The sequence below is a fragment of the Polaromonas sp. P1_G2 genome (assembly GCF_056405515.1).
Map to the genome: position 1 here is coordinate 1 of NZ_JBFUBY010000081.1, position 15067 is coordinate 15067.

The following is a 15067-nucleotide window of genomic DNA, read 5'->3' on the forward strand; positions in this document are numbered from 1 at the left end:
ATCTATTTAAGAGTGCGCCATGCCCGGCCTGGCAGGCCAAAACCGGAATAGCCATGAAAAAGCCCCTCGCGGGGGCTTTTTCAGTCGTAAACCTCGGCGTCCGGGTCGGTGGCTTCGAGTTCGTAACTCGCGGCCAGCATGGCCAGGCGCGCGATCACGCCATACATATAGAAGCGGTTGGGGTTGCTGGAGCCGGGCTTTTCGCCGGGCTGCGGCAGGCGGCCGCTGTCGGCGAAGGCCAGCGGCACAAAGCTGGCGCCGGGCGCGTTGAGGTTCTCGTCCACGCCGCGCTCGGCATGCACGCGGTAAAAGCCGCCGACGACGTAGCGGTCCATCATGTAGACCACGGGTTCGGCCACGGCGTCGTTGACGCGCTCGTTGGTCAGCACGCCTTCCTGGATGATCACCTCTGACAGCGCCTGGCCGTCCTTGGTGGTGCTCATCTTGTTCTTGGTCTTGCGGTTCAGCGCTTCCAGGTCCTTCACGTCGCGCACCGTCATGATGCCCATGCCGTAAGTGCCGTTGTCGGCCTTGACGACGACAAAAGGCTTTTCGTTGATGCCGTATTCCTTGTACTTGCGCTTGATCTTGGTCAGCAGCGCGTCGACGTTGGTGGTCAGGCATTCCATGCCGGTGTTCTCGGCGAAGTTGACCTCGCCGCATTGCGCGAACATCGGGTTGATCAGCCAGGGGTCTATGCCCAGCAGCTTGCCGAAGCGCTTGGAAATTTCTTCATAGGCCTTGAAGTGGTGCGACTTGCGGCGCACCGACCAGCCCGCGTGCAGCGGTGGCAACAGGTACTGCTCGTTGATGTCTTCCAGGATGCCGGGGATGCCGGCCGACAGGTCGTTGTTCAGCAGGATGGTGCAGGGGTCGAAATCCTTCAGGCCCAGGCGCCGGTCGGTGCGGATCAGCGGCTCTATCGTGATGGTCTCGCCGGTCGGCAGGTTCAAGGTGGTGGGTTCCTTGATGTCGGCGCTCAGCGAGCCGAAACGCACGTTAAGGCCCGCCTGGTGGAAGATGCGCTTGAGCTGCAGCACGTTGGACAGGTAAAAGCTGTTGCGCGTGTGGTTCTCGGGCACGACCAGCAGGTTGCGCGCTTCGGGGCAGATCTTCTCGATCGCGGCCATGGCGGCCTGCACCGCCAGCGGCAGCATCTCGGGCGTCAGGTTGTTCCAGCCGCCGGGGTAGAGGTTGGTGTCCACCGGGGCCAGCTTGAAGCCCGCGTTGCGGATGTCGACCGAGCTGTAAAACGGCGGCGTGTGCTCCATCCACTCCAGCCGGAACCAGCGCTCGATCGCGGGGGTGGAGTCCAGGACGCGTTGTTCGAGTTCGTTGATGGGGCCGTTCAGGGCGGTGATGAGGTGCGGAACCATTCGGCCACTTTCGATAGGGGAATCTGTTATTTGCTTCGGTTATAGCTGACCGAATTTTAGGGATATTGGGATGGGATACCCGGGTTACAAGGGGTAACGCCAACGCAATCCATCCAAAAATCCGTGGGCCGGGATCGCGGCCCGGCATGCCCTCAGGTGCGCACTTCGCCCTGTCCCAGCACCACATACTTGAGGGAGGTCAGCCCTTCAATGCCGACCGGCCCGCGCGCATGGAACTTGTCGGTGCTGATGCCGATTTCGGCGCCCAGCCCGAACTCGAAGCCATCGGCGAAGCGGGTGCTCGCATTCACCATGACGCTGGCCGAGTCCACCTCGCGCATGAAGCGCTGGGCATGCACATGGTCGCGCGTGAGGATGGCGTCGGTGTGGTGGCTGGAATAATGGTTGATGTGGGCGATGGCTTCATCAATGCCGTCCACCACCTTGATGCTGATGATGGGCGCCAGGTATTCCTCGTACCAGTCCTGCTCGCTGGCGGCCGTGGTGTTGGCGCCTTTGATGCCGGACAGGATGGCCAGCGCCTCCGGGTCGCAGCGCATTTCCACGCCTTTCGCGGCGTAGATCGCGCCGATTTTCGGCAGGAATTGCGCCGCCACGCCGCGCGCCACCAGCAAACCTTCGCTGGCATTGCAGGGGCTGTATTTCTGGGTTTTGGCGTTATCGGCCACGTTCACGGCCATCTCCAGGTCGCAGGGGTCGTCGACGTACACATGACAGTTGCCGTCCAGGTGCTTGATGACCGGCACCTTGGCGTCGCGGCTGATGCGCTCTATCAGGCCCTTGCCGCCGCGCGGGATGATGACGTCCACATATTGCGGCATGGCGATCAGGTGGCCGACGGCCTCGCGGTCGGTGGTGGGCACGAGCAGCACGGCATCGGGCGGCAGGCCGGCGTCGGCCAGGGCCTGCTGCACCAGCGCCGCCAGCGCCTTGTTCGATTCAATCGCTTCCGAGCCGCCGCGCAGTATGCAGGCATTGCCGCTCTTGATGGCCAGCGACGCGGCTTCAATCGTCACGTTGGGCCGGCTTTCGTAAATCATGCCGAAGACGCCGATGGGCACGCGCATCTGGCCCACGCGTATGCCGCTGGGCTGCTCCTTCATGCCGATGATGTCGCCGATCACGTCGGCCATGGCGGCCAGCTGCTCGCAGCCCTGGGCAACGGTGTCGATGATCTTGGGGGTGAGCTTGAGCCGGTCCAGCAGGGGGCCGGCCAGGCCTGCGGTTTGGGCGCGCTCCAGGTCGCGCTGGTTGGCCGTCTCCAGCGCTGCCGTGTTTTTTCGCAGCGCCTTGGCCAGGTTCAGCAAAGCCTTGTTCTTGACGGCCGCCGGCGCGCGCGCCACTTCGGCTGAAGCCGCTTTGGCGCGGGACCCCAGCAGTTCCATCAAGCGCGGGACATCGCCGGCGATATCGCTGGAAGAGGAAAGGGCTTTTTGGAGATCGGGCGCGTTCATCCGGTCCATTTTAGGCCTGCCGGAGCGCGCCCACGGCGCAGGGGGCTATGCCTGCCGGGTGCGTCCCTGCAAGGTGCATTGCTCGCACACCATGCCGGCCAGGCGGTGCAGGGCCTGCCAGCCATCGGCGGGCCAGTCGGGCTGTTTCAGGCCCTTGACGATGCCGTCGACCTTGTGGGCGGCGTGCAGCAGGTTGGCCAGGGTGGTGTCGCCGATCTGCGGCAGCACGCGCTCGAAGAGCTTTTCCTTGATGCCCCAGACGCGGTTTTCGCGCAGCGCCATGGGCATGGGCCGGCCTGCACTGATGGCATCTTTCACGCGCTTCATGCTGCGAATGTCCTCGGCCAGCGCCCAGTGCACCAGCACTTCGGACTCGCCCTCGGACTGCAGGCCGTCCAGCATGCGCGCCACGCGCACCGCCTGGCCGCCCAGCACGGCTTCGGAGAGCTTGAAGACGTCGTAGCGCGCCACGTTGAGCACGGCGTTTTCGACCTGGTCGAAGCTGAGGACGCCGTCGCTGCCACCGGACTGGGCCGGATAGAGCAGGCCCAGCTTCTGGATTTCCTGGTGCGCGGCCAGCAGGTTGCCCTCGACGCGGTCGGCGAAAAACTGCAGCGTGCGCTGACCTTCCTCGCCGGCGGCCACGCGCTGGCCCTGCTGCTGCAGGCGCTGGGCGATCCACTGCGGCAGGTTGCGCCTGTCGATGGGGTCGAACTTGACGGTGACGCCGAAACTTTCGAGCGCGCCGAACCAGGCGCCCTTGGCCGTCATGCTGTCCAGCCGCGGCAGCATGACCAAAGTGAGGGTGGAGTCGTCGCCTTGCGCGCGCTCGGCGATCTGCTGCAGCGCGACCGAGCCGTCCTTGCCGGGCTTGCCGCTGGGGATGCGGATTTCCACAATCTGCTTGTCGGCGAACAGGCTCAGCGAACCGCCGCTGGCCAGCACCTCGCTCCAGTCGAAATGCGCGCCGGCCACGGTGTGCACCGTGCGTTCGGTGTAGCCCTGGGCACGCGCCGAAGCGCGCAGCGCGTCGGCGAACTCCTGCACCAGCAGGGGCTCGTCGCCGTGCAGGGTGTACAGGCTCTTCAAGCCGCGCTTGAGGTGTTCCTGGAGTTGGGCGGGAGCCAGATTCATGGGAGGGAGTTTAGCGGCTGGGCTTGTGCGGGCGTTCAGAGTTTGCTGGTCGACAGCAGCAGGCTGGTTTCAGTGTTGGCGATGCCTTCAAGCAGGCGTATGCGGCTCAGCACGCTGTCAAAGGCTTCGAGGCTGTCGGCCTGCAGCTCGGCCACCATGTCCCAGCGGCCGTTGGTGGTGTGCAGCGCGCTCACGGCCGGGTCGCCGCGCAGGGCCGCCAGCACGGCCGCCGTACGGTTGCCTTCCACCGCCACCGTCATGAAAGCGCGTATGCGGTGGCCCTCGGCCTGGGGCTTGAGGCGCACCGTGTAGCCGGTGATGGTGCCGTCGGCCTCCAGCCGGGCCAGCCGGTTCTGCACCGTACCGCGCGAGACCCGCAGCACCTTGGCCAGCGAGGCGACGGAGGCCCGGGCGTTGTCGCGCAGCAGGGACAGCAGTTGGCGGTCGGTATCGTCCATGTGCGCATTTTATTGGCATAACGTCAATTGAGGCTGTCTATTTGTTCAAACAACGGATAAATCTGATCAACTTACTGACTTTTATTTGGCACAAGCACTGCGGACAATGGAAATCAGTACAAGGACCGGGAGCCCCATCATGGTTGACTACATTGGCATTGAGAGCATCCAGAAAATCGTGCGCCAGCGCGGCGCGGCCGCCTTCATCGAAGGCCTGGCCGGCGAGATCGAACATGACTACCGGCGCTGGAACGATTTCGACAAGTCGGCGCGCCACGCCATCCATTCGCCCGACGGCGTGATCGAGTTGATGCCGACTAGCGATGGCCACCAGTATTCCTTCAAGTACGTCAACGGCCACCCCAAGAACACCGAGCTGGGCCTGCTGACGGTCACGGCCTTCGGCGTGCTGGCCGACGTGGACACCGGCTACCCGCTGCTGTTGTCCGAGCTCACCATCACCACCGCGCTGCGCACCGCCGCCACCTCGGCACTGGCCGCGAAATGGATGGCCAGGCCGGACAGCCGCGTGATGGCCATCATCGGCAACGGCGCGCAAAGCGAATTCCAGGCGATCGCCTTTCACCACATGCTGGGCATACGCGAGATGCGGCTTTTCGACATCGACGCCGCGGCCAGCGACAAACTGGCCCGTAACCTGCATGCGATGGGGCTGAGCGACCTGCGTGTGGTGATTTGCCAATCCGCCGCCGAGGCCGTGCAAGGAGCCGACATCGTGACCACCATCACCGCCGACAAGCGCAACGCCGTCATCCTCACACCGGAGATGATCAAACCCGGCATGCACCTGAACGCCGTGGGCGGCGACTGCCCGGGCAAGACCGAGCTGCACGCCGACATCCTGCTGCGCCCCGACGCGCGTGTGGTGGTCGAGTTCGAGCCGCAGTCGCGCATCGAGGGCGAGATCCAGCAGATGGCGGAGGATTTCAAGGTGGCTGAATTCGCCGACGTGCTCAAGGGCACGGCCGTGGGGCGCGCGTCGCCTCTTGAGGTCACGATTTTCGATTCGGTCGGCTTCGCGCTGGAGGACTATTCGGCCCTGCGCTACCTGCACAAGCTGCAGCTGGCCGACGCCGCGAATCGCCGGCGGATCGACTTGGTGCCGCGCCTGGACAATCCCAAGGACCTGTTCGGCTTGCTGGCGCCGGCCGCAGCCCGTACAGTCAAGGCTACCCGTCTGGACACCACCCCCGAAATGGCCCCTTGATGAGCATCACCGTTGACCTGATAGGCGCGCCCACCGACATAGGCGCGGGCAGCCGCGGCGCCTCCATGGGCCCCGAGGCCCTGCGCGTGGCCGGCATACGCGAAGCGCTGCAGGCGCGCGGCCTGGAGGTCGCCGACACCGGCAACCTGGCCGGCCCGACCAACCCCTGGTTGCCGCCTGCCGACGGCTACCGGCACCTGGATGAAGTGGTTGACTGGAACAAAGCCGTGCATGAAGCCATGTACCAGAGTTTGGCCGCCGGCCGCCTGCCCATCCTGCTGGGCGGCGACCATTGCCTGGGCATAGGTTCCATCAGCGCGGTGGCGCGCCACTGCCGCGCCACCGGCAAGAAACTGCGTGTGCTCTGGCTGGACGCGCATACCGACTTCAACACCAATGCCCTCACGCCCACCGGCAATGTGCACGGCATGCCGGTGGCGGTGCTCTGCGGCCATGGCCCGGCCGAGCTCACAGGCATAGGCGGCGCCACGCCGGCCATGAGCCCCTCGGCTATCCGGCAGATCGGCATCCGCAGTGTGGACGAAGGGGAAAAACGTTTTGTGCGTCAGCAGGGGCTGGAGGTGTTCGACATGCGCTACATCGACGAGATGGGCATGCGCCACACCATGGAAAAAGCGCTGGCCGGCATGGATGCCGGCACCCACCTGCACGTGAGTTTTGACGTGGATTTCCTGGACCCCTCCATCGCGCCGGGCGTGGACACCGCCATCAAGGGCGGGCCGACCTACCGCGAGGCCCAGCTGTGCATGGAGATGATCGCCGACACCGGCCTGCTGGGCTCGCTCGACGTGATGGAGCTCAACCCGGCACTGGACGTGCGCAACGGAACGGCCGAAGTCGCGGTGGACCTGATCGAGAGCCTGTTTGGCAAGAGCACACTGATGCGGGCGTGATGCGGGCGTGAAGCCCGCGGGCCTGTCTTACAGTTCCGTCACGGCCGCCAGGCGGCGCATGATTTGCTGGACCACGTCACCCTGCATGTCGCGGTAAAGCAGGGCCTCTTCGGCTTCCTTGGCCAGCACGGCGGATTCGTTGAAGCTGATGTCGCGCTGCTGCAGGATTTCGGTGTCGGGAATCAGCTCCTTGCCCGCGAGCGTGCGCAGCCTGAAGCGAAAGCGCAGCCGCAGCTGGAACTCGCGCACCTGGCCCGAAGCGTTGGTGCTGAGCACCACTTTTTCGCGCCGGTCGCCCAGCACGTCGAGCACCACCTGCGCTTCGTTGAGGCGGCGAGGGTCGGAGATCACTTCCACCTTGCGGGTGGACTGCAGCGAGCGCCTGAGTTCCACGCCCAGCGGTGAGCCTTCGCCCAGGGAGGAGTACAGCGTGCTGAAGGCGAAATTGGGCGCCTTGCGCAGCGCGAAGCCGCAGCCGCTGAGGCTCAGGGCGGCGGCGGTGGCCGACAGGGAGAGGAATGCGCGACGCTGCATGGCTTGCCTTCTCTTCGTTGAAACAGTCTCAGATGACGATATTGACCAACCGGCCGGGGACCACGATCACCTTTTTGGCGGGCGCGCCCGCGGCCTGTTTGGTGAAAGCTTCCGACGCCAGCGCTGCCGCCTCGATGGCGGCCTTGTCGGCGCCGGCCGGCACCGTGACGGCACCGCGCAGCTTGCCGTTGATCTGCAGCACCAGTTCGATCTCGTCCTGCTGCAGCGCGGCGGCATCCACCTGGGGCCAGGGGGCGTCGAGCAGCTCGCCGTGCTGCGCGGCATAACCGAGCTGCGACCACAGCGCGTGCGCCAGGTGGGGTGTTGCCGGGTACAGGCAGCGCAGCAGGATGCCGAAGCCTTCGCGCAGCGCGGCGTCGGAACCGGCCGATGCCGCGCCCTTGAAGTCTTCCAGTGCGTTGAGCAGCTTCATGTTGCCCRACACCACGGTGTTGTACTGCATGCGCTGGTAGTCGTAGTCGATCTGCTTGAGCACGGCGTGGATTTCCAGGCGCAAGGCCTTGGTGTCCTTGTCGAACGCGGGCGCGCCGCTTTCGGGCTGCTTGCCGGCGCCGAGCTTGACGCCGAAGTTCCAGACGCGGCGCAGGAAGCGGTAAGAGCCCTCGAGCGCGGCATCGTTCCATTCAAGCGTGGTGTCGGGCGGCGCGGTGAACATGGTGTAGAGCCGGGCGGTGTCCGCGCCGTACTTCTCTATCAGGTCCTGCGGATCCACGCCGTTGTTCTTGGACTTGGACATGGTGGTCCAGCCTTCGTAGGGCACCGGCAGGCCGTCGGCCTTGGCGGTGGCGGAGACCACCTTGGCGTGTTCGTCGCGCACGATGTCGAGTTCGTGCGCCCAGAAGTACTGCTTGCCGGTGGTGGTGCGCGAAAAAGCCTCGTTGAGCACCATGCCCTGCGTCAGCAGCTTGGTGAAGGGCTCGTCGACCGTCACCAGGCCCAGGTCGCGCATGACCTTGGTCCAGAAGCGCGCATACAGCAGGTGCAGGATGGCATGCTCGATGCCGCCTATGTACTGGTCCATGGGCATCCAGTAATTGGCGCCTTCGGCCACCATCTTCTCGCCGTTCTTCGGGTCGCAGTAGCGCATGAAGTACCAGGACGAGTCGACAAAAGTGTCCATGGTGTCGGTCTCGCGGCGGCCGGGCTTGCCGCAGACGGGGCAGACCACGCCGGCGTGAAAGCCCGCGTGCTTGTGCAGCGGGTTGCCGGAGCCGTCGGGCACGCAGTCCTGCGGCAGCACCACGGGCAGGTCTTTTTCGGGCACCGGGACCGCGCCATGCTCTTCGCAATGGATGATGGGAATCGGCGTGCCCCAGTAGCGCTGGCGGCTCACACCCCAGTCGCGCAGGCGCCAGGTGGTTTTTTTCTCGCCGAGGCCCTTGGCAGCTAAATCGGCTGCGACAGCGTCGACGGCGGCTTTGAAGCCCAGGCCGTCGTACTTGCCGGAGTTGATGGTCACGCCCTGCTGCTTGTCGCCGTACCAATCGGCCCAGGCGTCGGTGCTATAGGCCTGGCCCTTGACGTCGACCACCTGCTTGATCGGCAGGCCGTATTTTTTGGCGAATTCAAAGTCGCGCTCGTCGTGCGCGGGCACACCCATGACGGCGCCGTCGCCATAGCTCATAAGCACGTAATTGCCGACCCAGACATCGACCTTGCCGCCGGTGAGCGGGTGCGTGACGAACAGGCCGGTGGGCACGCCTTTTTTCTCCTGCGTGGCGAGTTCGGCTTCGGTCGTGCCGCCGGCTTTGCTCTCCTCGACGAAGGCCGCGACCGTGGGGCTGGAGGCGGCGGCGTGCAGGGCCAGCGGGTGCTCGGGCGCCACGGCGCAGAAGGTCACGCCCATGATGGTGTCGGCGCGCGTGGTGAAGACGTACATCTTTCCATCGCCGATCAGCTTGCCGGAGGCGTCCTGGACGTCGTGCGTGAAGGCAAAGCGCACGCCTTCGCTCTTGCCGATCCAGTTCTCCTGCATCAGCTTGACGCGCTCGGGCCAGCCGGGCAACTTGTGGCTGACGCTGTCGAGCAGCTCTTCGGCGTAGGCCGTGATCTTGAGGTAGTAGCCGGGGATCTCGCGCTTTTCCACAACGGCGCCGGTGCGCCAGCCCTTGCCGTCTATGACCTGCTCGTTGGCCAGCACGGTCTGGTCGACCGGGTCCCAGTTCACGACCTGCGTCTTGCGGTAGGCGATGCCTTTTTCCAGCATCTTGAGGAACAGCCACTGGTTCCACTTGTAGTAGCCCGGGTCGCAGGTGGCGACTTCGCGGCTCCAGTCGATGGCCAGCSCCATCGCCTGCATCTGCTTTTTCATGTAGGCGATGTTGTCGTAGGTCCACTGGGCCGGCGGTACCTTGTTTTTCATGGCGGCGTTTTCGGCCGGCAGGCCGAAGGCGTCCCAGCCCATGGGCATCAAGACGTTGTAGCCCTTCATGCGCAGGTGGCGCGTGAGCATGTCGTTGATGGTGTAGTTGCGCACATGGCCCATATGCAGCTTGCCGCTGGGGTAGGGCAGCATGGAGCAGGCGTAGTACTTCTTGCGGCCGGCGTCTTCCGTCACGCGGTAGGCGTCGGCGGCGGTCCAATGGGCTTGAGCGTCGCGCTCAACGTCGAGATGGTTGTATTTGTCTTGCATGGAGAACCGGGAAAGCGGAAAACGGAAAGAAAACGGAACAGGAAACGGGGAGAAAGCCCGGCGGCGCGGGCGCGCGGCCGATTGCCGCGAATCCCCGATTTTAGGGGCAGGGGCAGTATCCGCGCCGCTTAGCGGCTCACCGCCGCGCCGGAAGGGTTGTCGGCCACAAAGCCGATGCGGTTGAGCCCGGCTTTTTGCGCCACGCCCATCACCTGGACCACCTTGCCATAAGGCACACCCTCGTCGGCCCGCAGCTGGACCTCGGTGTCGGGATTCTGGGCGGAGGTTTCGGCCAGCCGGCCGGCCAGCTCATCCATGTTCAGGGGCTTGTCGTTCAGGAAGGCCTGGCCGGCTTTGTCGACCACCAGGGTGACGAATTTCGGGGCGTCGGCCGGTTTGGCGGCGTCGGTCTTGGGCAGGTCCAGCCGTATGCTGCTGGCCAGCAGGGGCGCGGTGATGATGAAGATGACCACCAGCACCAGCATCACGTCCACCAGCGGCGTGACGTTGATGTCGCTCATGGGCTGCGGGCCGGGCGTGCGTTCAAGGCGTCCGAAAGCCATGGTCAAGCCTTGTGCGCCAGGAGCTCGCGCAAATCGCGGGCGAAGCCTTCAAGGTCGGCTTCGATGCGGCCTATGTAGCGGCCGAAGATGTTGTAGGCCAGCACGGCCGGGATGGCCACGGCCAGGCCGGCGGCCGTCATGATAAGGGCTTCGCCGACGGGGCCGGAAACCTTGTCGATGGTGATCTGGCCGGCCGAGGCGATGCCGACCAGCGCGTGGTAAATCCCCCAGACCGTGCCCAGCAGCCCCACAAAAGGCGCGGTGGAGCCGACGGTGGCCAGCAGCACCTGGCCGAACTGCAGCTTGTGCAGCACGGCGTGCAGCGCGTCGCGCAACACACGGGTCAGTTGCTGGGATTTGTCGCCCGCCGTGGCCAGCGTGCCGCCGGCCGGAAGGGCCGTCGCGGCGATCAGCGGCAGCACCAGGGCTTCGCGGTCGAAGGCGGCGACTTTTTCCCGGGCTTGTTCGACCGAGGCCGATTGCCAGAAAGCGGCGGTGCTGCGCGCGACGTCGCCGCCGGCACGGCGAAGCAGCCAGGTTTTCCAGAGGATCACGACCCAGCTCGCCACCGACATGCCTAGCAGCAGGACGGCCACCAGCTGGCTGACGATACCGCCTTGGGTCATGAGGCTGAAGAAGTCCATCCGGTTACACCTTTGAAGCTGCCGCGGCCTGCGCCGCGTTTATTTTTTGAGGCCCAGCACGTCGAACATGTCGAAAAGGCCGGTGGCATGGCCGTCCAGGAAGCGGGCGGCGCGCAGGCTGCCCTGGGCATAGTTGCTGCGGCTGGACGACTTGTGGCTGATCTCTATGCGTTCGCCGGTGCCCAGAAACATCACGGTGTGGTCGCCGACGACGTCGCCGCCGCGCACGGCGGAAAAGCCGATGGACAGGGGATCGCGTTCGCCCGTCACGCCTTCGCGCGCATAGACACCGCAGTCCTTGAGGTCGCGGCCCAGCGCGCCGGCGATTACCTCGCCCATCTTGAGCGCGGTGYCGGAGGGCGCGTCGACCTTGTGGCGGTGGTGCGCCTCGACGATTTCAATGTCGTAGCCGGTGGACAGGGCCTGTGCCGCCATTTCGAGCAGCTTGAGCGTGACGTTGACGCCCACGCTCATGTTGGGCGCCATGACGATGGCGATGTCCTTGGCGGCGGYGGCGATTTCGGCTTTCTGCGCCTCCGAGAAGCCCGTGGTGCCTATGACCAGCTTGACCCCCATTTCGCGGCAGGCCGCCAGGTGGGCCAGCGTGCCTTCGGGGCGGGTGAAGTCGATCAGCACGCGGGAGTCTTTTAAGCCCTGGCGGATGTCGGCGTTGATGAGCACACCGCTGGCGCGGCCCGAGAACGCGGCGGCATCGCTGCCCACGGCCGGGCTGGAGGCCAAGTCAAGCGCGCCGGTCAGCTGGCAGTCGGTGCTGGCGGCGATGGCTTCGACCAGCATCTGGCCCATGCGGCCGCTGGCGCCCGCCACCGCGACCCTGTGTCGGCGGGCCTGGTTGAGGGCCGCCCCGCTCACTGTTTCGGGCTTTCGAGGGGAGGGTAGCTGGCGGCCGGCGTGCCGGCGGGTACGCTGGCAGGGGCCGCGGCGCTGGCTGAGGCGGATTTGGGTTTTTCGGCGGCCTTCAGCTGCGCTTCGGTGGCTTCCAGCACAGGCACGTCGCCCAGCTTGCGCCGGTTGCCCAGCTTGGAGATGAATTCGGTCTCGCTCGGCATGGCGTCGCCTTCAAAGCGCTCGAGCTGGTCGTTCTTGAAGAACACGGTGTACTTGTAGGACTGGGGCTCCACGCCCTGGCGCTTCAGGGTGAAAACGTAATCCCAGCGGTCACCGTGGAACAGGCTGGCCATCAGCGGCGTGCCCATCGTGGCCTTGACCTGGTCGCGCGTCATGCCTGCTTTCAGCTGCTCGACCTGCTCCTTGGAGACAAAGTTGCCCTGGATGACGTCGATCTTGTAGGGGGTCACCCAGTTGACCGGGTTGATGGAACTGCCGCGCATGCCGCCGCAGGACGCCAGCACCGTGCAAGCCAGGAGCAGGAAAGCGGTTCGGGCGCTGTAACGATGATTTGCAGGCATGGCTGACATAGTAAGGGGGTGTAGCGATATGATTGTTCATTGTAGCGGCTGGGGGCTCCCGGCCTGCGCCTGCCCTGAAGGGTCACAACCGCCGCGTCACACCGGTTTCACCCAGAGAGTTTTCCCATGAGCAACATCGACGAACTGAAAAATACCGGCCTCAAGGCAACTTTGCCGCGCCTGAAAATCCTGGAGATTTTTCAGGCGGGAAAACAGCGCCACATGACGGCTGAAGACGTGTTCCGGGTGCTGCTCGAGGAGCGTTCGGACATCGGCCTGGCCACCGTCTACCGGGTGCTGACCCAGTTCGAGCAGGCGGGTTTGCTGAATCGCAGCAATTTCGAGTCCGGCAAGGCGGTCTACGAGATCAACGAAGGCCAGCACCACGACCACCTGGTCTGCCTGGACTGCGGCAAGGTCGAGGAGTTTTACGACGCCGAGATCGAAAAACGCCAGCAGTCGGTCGCCAAGTCCAAGGGCTTTACCATCGCCGACCACTCCCTGTCCATCTACGCCAACTGCACCAAGGACAAATGCCCCAACCGCAACGGCATGCCGGTGAGGCATCACCACGCTTGAGTTGAGCGGGTATGCGGCGCGGCCTAGAAGGTGTGAAGAAACCGTAGCGAGCGCCCCGAGGTCGCGTCGAGGACCGGAGCCGTACACCCGTACGGCGAGGCCGCAGGCGCGAGATCGGGGGGCGCAGTAGGTTTATTCGCGCCTTCTAGTCGTCTTGTTCCATGGCGCGGCGGTGCCGCTCCACGAATTCCTGGTAGGTATTGATGCCGCGCAGCTGCAAAATCGCGTTGCGCACCGCGGCTTCCACCAGCACGGCGATGTTGCGGCCGGCCTCCACCTGGATGATGACCTTGCGCACCGGAATTCCCAGCACGTCCTGCGTCAGCGGCTCATAGGGAATGCGTTCGTAGTCGCGCTCCAGCGTCTCGCGGCGCACCAGGTGCACGATCATCTTCAGGCGCATCTTGCGGCGCACCGCCGTCTCGCCGAAGATCGCCTTGATGTCGAGCAGGCCTATGCCGCGCACTTCGAGCAGGTTCTGCAGCAGCTCTGGGCAGCGCCCTTCGATGGTGGTCTGGTTGATGCGGTACAGATCGACCGCGTCGTCGGCCACCAGGCCGTGGCCGCGCGAGATCAGCTCCAGGCCCAGCTCGCTTTTGCCCAGGCCCGACTCGCCGGTGATCATCACGCCCAGGCCGAGGATGTCCATGAACACGCCGTGCATCGAAGTGCGGTCGGCGAAGTGTTTGGACAGATAGGCCCGCAGCACGTCGATCACGAAGGCGGCCGACTCCGGCGTGGAGAACATCGGCAGCTGCGCGCGCTCGCACATGGACAGCAGCGTGTCGGGCGCCACCTGGCCGTCGGCCACGACCAGCACCGGCGGTTCCAGCGTGATGATGCGGGAGATGCGGCGGGCGCAATCCTCGGGGCTGGCGTTGGTCAGGTAGGCGACCTCGCGCTCGCCCAGGATCTGCACGCGGTAGGGATGGATGTAGTTGAGGTAACCGACCAGGTCGGCGCCGGAACGCGCGGCCCGCACGGCCACTTCGTCGAAGCGCCGCTCGGAGGCGCCCAGGCCGGCGACCCATTCCCATTTCAGGGAAGCGCGGTGGTCCTCAAATAAAACGTCAGCGCTGACGACGGTGGGCTTCATGCCGGCCTGTGATTCGGGAGCGGCCGATAAGGCCTAGGAGCTGACTTCGTGGACGGAATGCCAGGAAGCGATCAGGTGGTGCAGTCCGGCGGCATCGGTGCTGGTCTTGAGCTGTTCGCGCAGGGTGCTGTCGCTGAGCAGCTCGGCGATTTCCGAGAGGATTTCGAGGTGTTTTTGCGTGGCGGCTTCGGGGACCAGCAGGAAAATCAGCAGGCCCACGGCCTGCTCGTCCGGTGCGTCAAAGCCGATCGGCGATTGCAGCAGGAACACCGCCGCCATGGGCGCCTTGAGTCCCTTGATGCGGCCGTGCGGAATCGCCACCCCGTGGCCCAGGCCGGTCGAGCCCAGGCGTTCACGGGCGAACAGGCTGTCGGTGATCAGCGCGCGGTTCAGGCCGTGCTGGTTTTCGAACAGCAGCCCGGCTTCTTCAAAAGCGCGTTTTTTGCTGGTCGCTTCAACGCTGACCAGCACTTGGGAGGGGGGCAATATTTGCGAAAGACGGTTCATAACAATCTTTTAGTCGCCGAATTATGCACTTTGCAGCGGGTTTGCTGGAAAAAGAGGCATAAAAAAGCCGCTTGAGTGCTTCAAGCGGCTTCTTTCAACAACTTGCGCAAGCTCTGTACAGGGCGGCCGGGGCGGAAGATTCCGCCGGACCGCACCGGCTGAGGCAGAAAACGGAAAGGCCCTTCAGGCCTGGCGCTTGGCGGCAATGTGGTGGTGGTCCTGGGTTCTGGTTTTGTAACGTCCGACCTGGCGGTCCAGCTTGTCGGTCAACTCGTCAACGGCGGCGTAAAGATCAGCGTGGGAACTCTCGGCAAACAGGTCGCGGCCCTTGACGTGCACATTGCACTCGGCCCGCTGGCGTCTTTCCTTTTCTTTCATGTTGTCCACTGTCAACAGGACTTTTACGTCCACTACCTGGTCGAAATGCCGGGTAATCCGATCCAGCTTGCTGGTCACGTATCCGCGCAGCGCGGGGG

The 15067-nt window shown here is 64.8% G+C and carries 16 protein-coding genes; 3 read left to right on the top strand and 13 right to left on the bottom strand.

Annotation, left to right across the window (positions count from 1 at the left end):
* Positions 1–80: 80 nt before the first annotated feature.
* The 4 genes from gshA to AC1D0P_RS10650 all read right to left on the bottom strand — a co-directional run bounded on the left by gshA (position 81) and on the right by AC1D0P_RS10650 (position 4443).
* Positions 81–1376 carry a glutamate--cysteine ligase gene (gene gshA, locus AC1D0P_RS10635; protein ID WP_436155906.1) on the bottom strand — a complete coding sequence of 432 codons (1296 nt, stop codon included), beginning with the start codon at positions 1374–1376 and terminating at the stop codon, positions 81–83.
* Positions 1377–1528: 152 nt separating this feature from the next.
* Positions 1529–2851: a glutamate-5-semialdehyde dehydrogenase gene (locus AC1D0P_RS10640; protein WP_477676709.1), complete on the bottom strand. Its 1323-nt coding sequence runs from the start codon at positions 2849–2851 to the stop codon at positions 1529–1531.
* A 45-nt stretch (positions 2852–2896) separates the two neighbouring features.
* Complete coding sequence (gene holA, locus AC1D0P_RS10645; RefSeq protein WP_477676710.1) at positions 2897–3985, bottom strand: DNA polymerase III subunit delta; 1089 nt, start codon at positions 3983–3985, stop codon at positions 2897–2899.
* Between the two features lie 35 nt (positions 3986–4020).
* Positions 4021–4443 carry an Lrp/AsnC family transcriptional regulator gene (locus AC1D0P_RS10650; RefSeq protein ID WP_436155908.1) on the bottom strand — a complete coding sequence of 141 codons (423 nt, stop codon included), beginning with the start codon at positions 4441–4443 and terminating at the stop codon, positions 4021–4023.
* Positions 4444–4582: 139 nt separating this feature from the next.
* Between AC1D0P_RS10650 and AC1D0P_RS10655 the strand changes: the two genes are divergently transcribed.
* Both AC1D0P_RS10655 and rocF read left to right on the top strand, forming a co-directional pair.
* Positions 4583–5671, top strand: a complete 1089-nt coding sequence (locus AC1D0P_RS10655) for an ornithine cyclodeaminase (protein WP_477676711.1) — start codon at positions 4583–4585, stop codon at positions 5669–5671.
* The gene (gene rocF / locus AC1D0P_RS10660; protein WP_477676712.1) at positions 5671–6585 is read left to right on the top strand and encodes an arginase; all 915 of its coding nucleotides are present in this window, start codon (positions 5671–5673) and stop codon (positions 6583–6585) included. The genes AC1D0P_RS10655 and rocF overlap by 1 nt, the downstream gene beginning before the upstream one ends.
* Before the next feature lie 27 nt (positions 6586–6612).
* Here the strand turns inward: rocF and AC1D0P_RS10665 are convergent, their stop codons facing one another.
* The 6 genes from AC1D0P_RS10665 to AC1D0P_RS10690 all read right to left on the bottom strand — a co-directional run bounded on the left by AC1D0P_RS10665 (position 6613) and on the right by AC1D0P_RS10690 (position 12409).
* On the bottom strand, positions 6613–7119 hold the full coding sequence (locus AC1D0P_RS10665; protein WP_477676713.1) for an LPS-assembly lipoprotein LptE: 507 nt from the start codon (positions 7117–7119) through the stop codon (positions 6613–6615).
* A gap of 28 nt (positions 7120–7147) precedes the next feature.
* Positions 7148–9772: a leucine--tRNA ligase gene (gene leuS / locus AC1D0P_RS10670; RefSeq protein ID WP_477676714.1), complete on the bottom strand. Its 2625-nt coding sequence runs from the start codon at positions 9770–9772 to the stop codon at positions 7148–7150.
* Between the two features lie 128 nt (positions 9773–9900).
* Entirely contained in the window at positions 9901–10335 is a 435-nt protein-coding gene (locus AC1D0P_RS10675; RefSeq protein ID WP_477676715.1) for an ExbD/TolR family protein, read from the bottom strand.
* Between the two features lie 2 nt (positions 10336–10337).
* Entirely contained in the window at positions 10338–10979 is a 642-nt protein-coding gene (locus tag AC1D0P_RS10680) for a MotA/TolQ/ExbB proton channel family protein (protein ID WP_477676716.1), read from the bottom strand.
* 39 nt (positions 10980–11018) lie between these two features.
* Positions 11019–11852 (bottom strand): 4-hydroxy-tetrahydrodipicolinate reductase, encoded by an 834-nt coding sequence (dapB, locus tag AC1D0P_RS10685; protein ID WP_477676717.1) that lies wholly within the window; start codon positions 11850–11852, stop codon positions 11019–11021.
* Positions 11849–12409 (bottom strand): outer membrane protein assembly factor BamE, encoded by a 561-nt coding sequence (locus tag AC1D0P_RS10690; protein ID WP_477676718.1) that lies wholly within the window; start codon positions 12407–12409, stop codon positions 11849–11851. Before AC1D0P_RS10690 ends, dapB begins: the two co-directional genes overlap by 4 nt.
* A gap of 126 nt (positions 12410–12535) precedes the next feature.
* Here AC1D0P_RS10690 and fur point away from each other — a divergent pair, with 126 nt between their 5' ends.
* On the top strand, positions 12536–12988 hold the full coding sequence (fur, locus tag AC1D0P_RS10695; protein ID WP_477656095.1) for a ferric iron uptake transcriptional regulator: 453 nt from the start codon (positions 12536–12538) through the stop codon (positions 12986–12988).
* A gap of 145 nt (positions 12989–13133) precedes the next feature.
* Here the strand turns inward: fur and hprK are convergent, their stop codons facing one another.
* The 3 genes from hprK to hpf form a co-directional block, all read right to left on the bottom strand.
* Positions 13134–14084 (bottom strand): HPr(Ser) kinase/phosphatase, encoded by a 951-nt coding sequence (gene hprK, locus AC1D0P_RS10700; RefSeq protein WP_436155918.1) that lies wholly within the window; start codon positions 14082–14084, stop codon positions 13134–13136.
* Between the two features lie 33 nt (positions 14085–14117).
* On the bottom strand, positions 14118–14591 hold the full coding sequence (locus AC1D0P_RS10705) for a PTS sugar transporter subunit IIA (RefSeq protein WP_477656096.1): 474 nt from the start codon (positions 14589–14591) through the stop codon (positions 14118–14120).
* Between the two features lie 183 nt (positions 14592–14774).
* Positions 14775–15067, bottom strand: a 293-nt coding sequence (gene hpf / locus AC1D0P_RS10710; protein ID WP_477676719.1) for a ribosome hibernation-promoting factor, HPF/YfiA family, incomplete at its 5' end; no start/stop codon positions are given.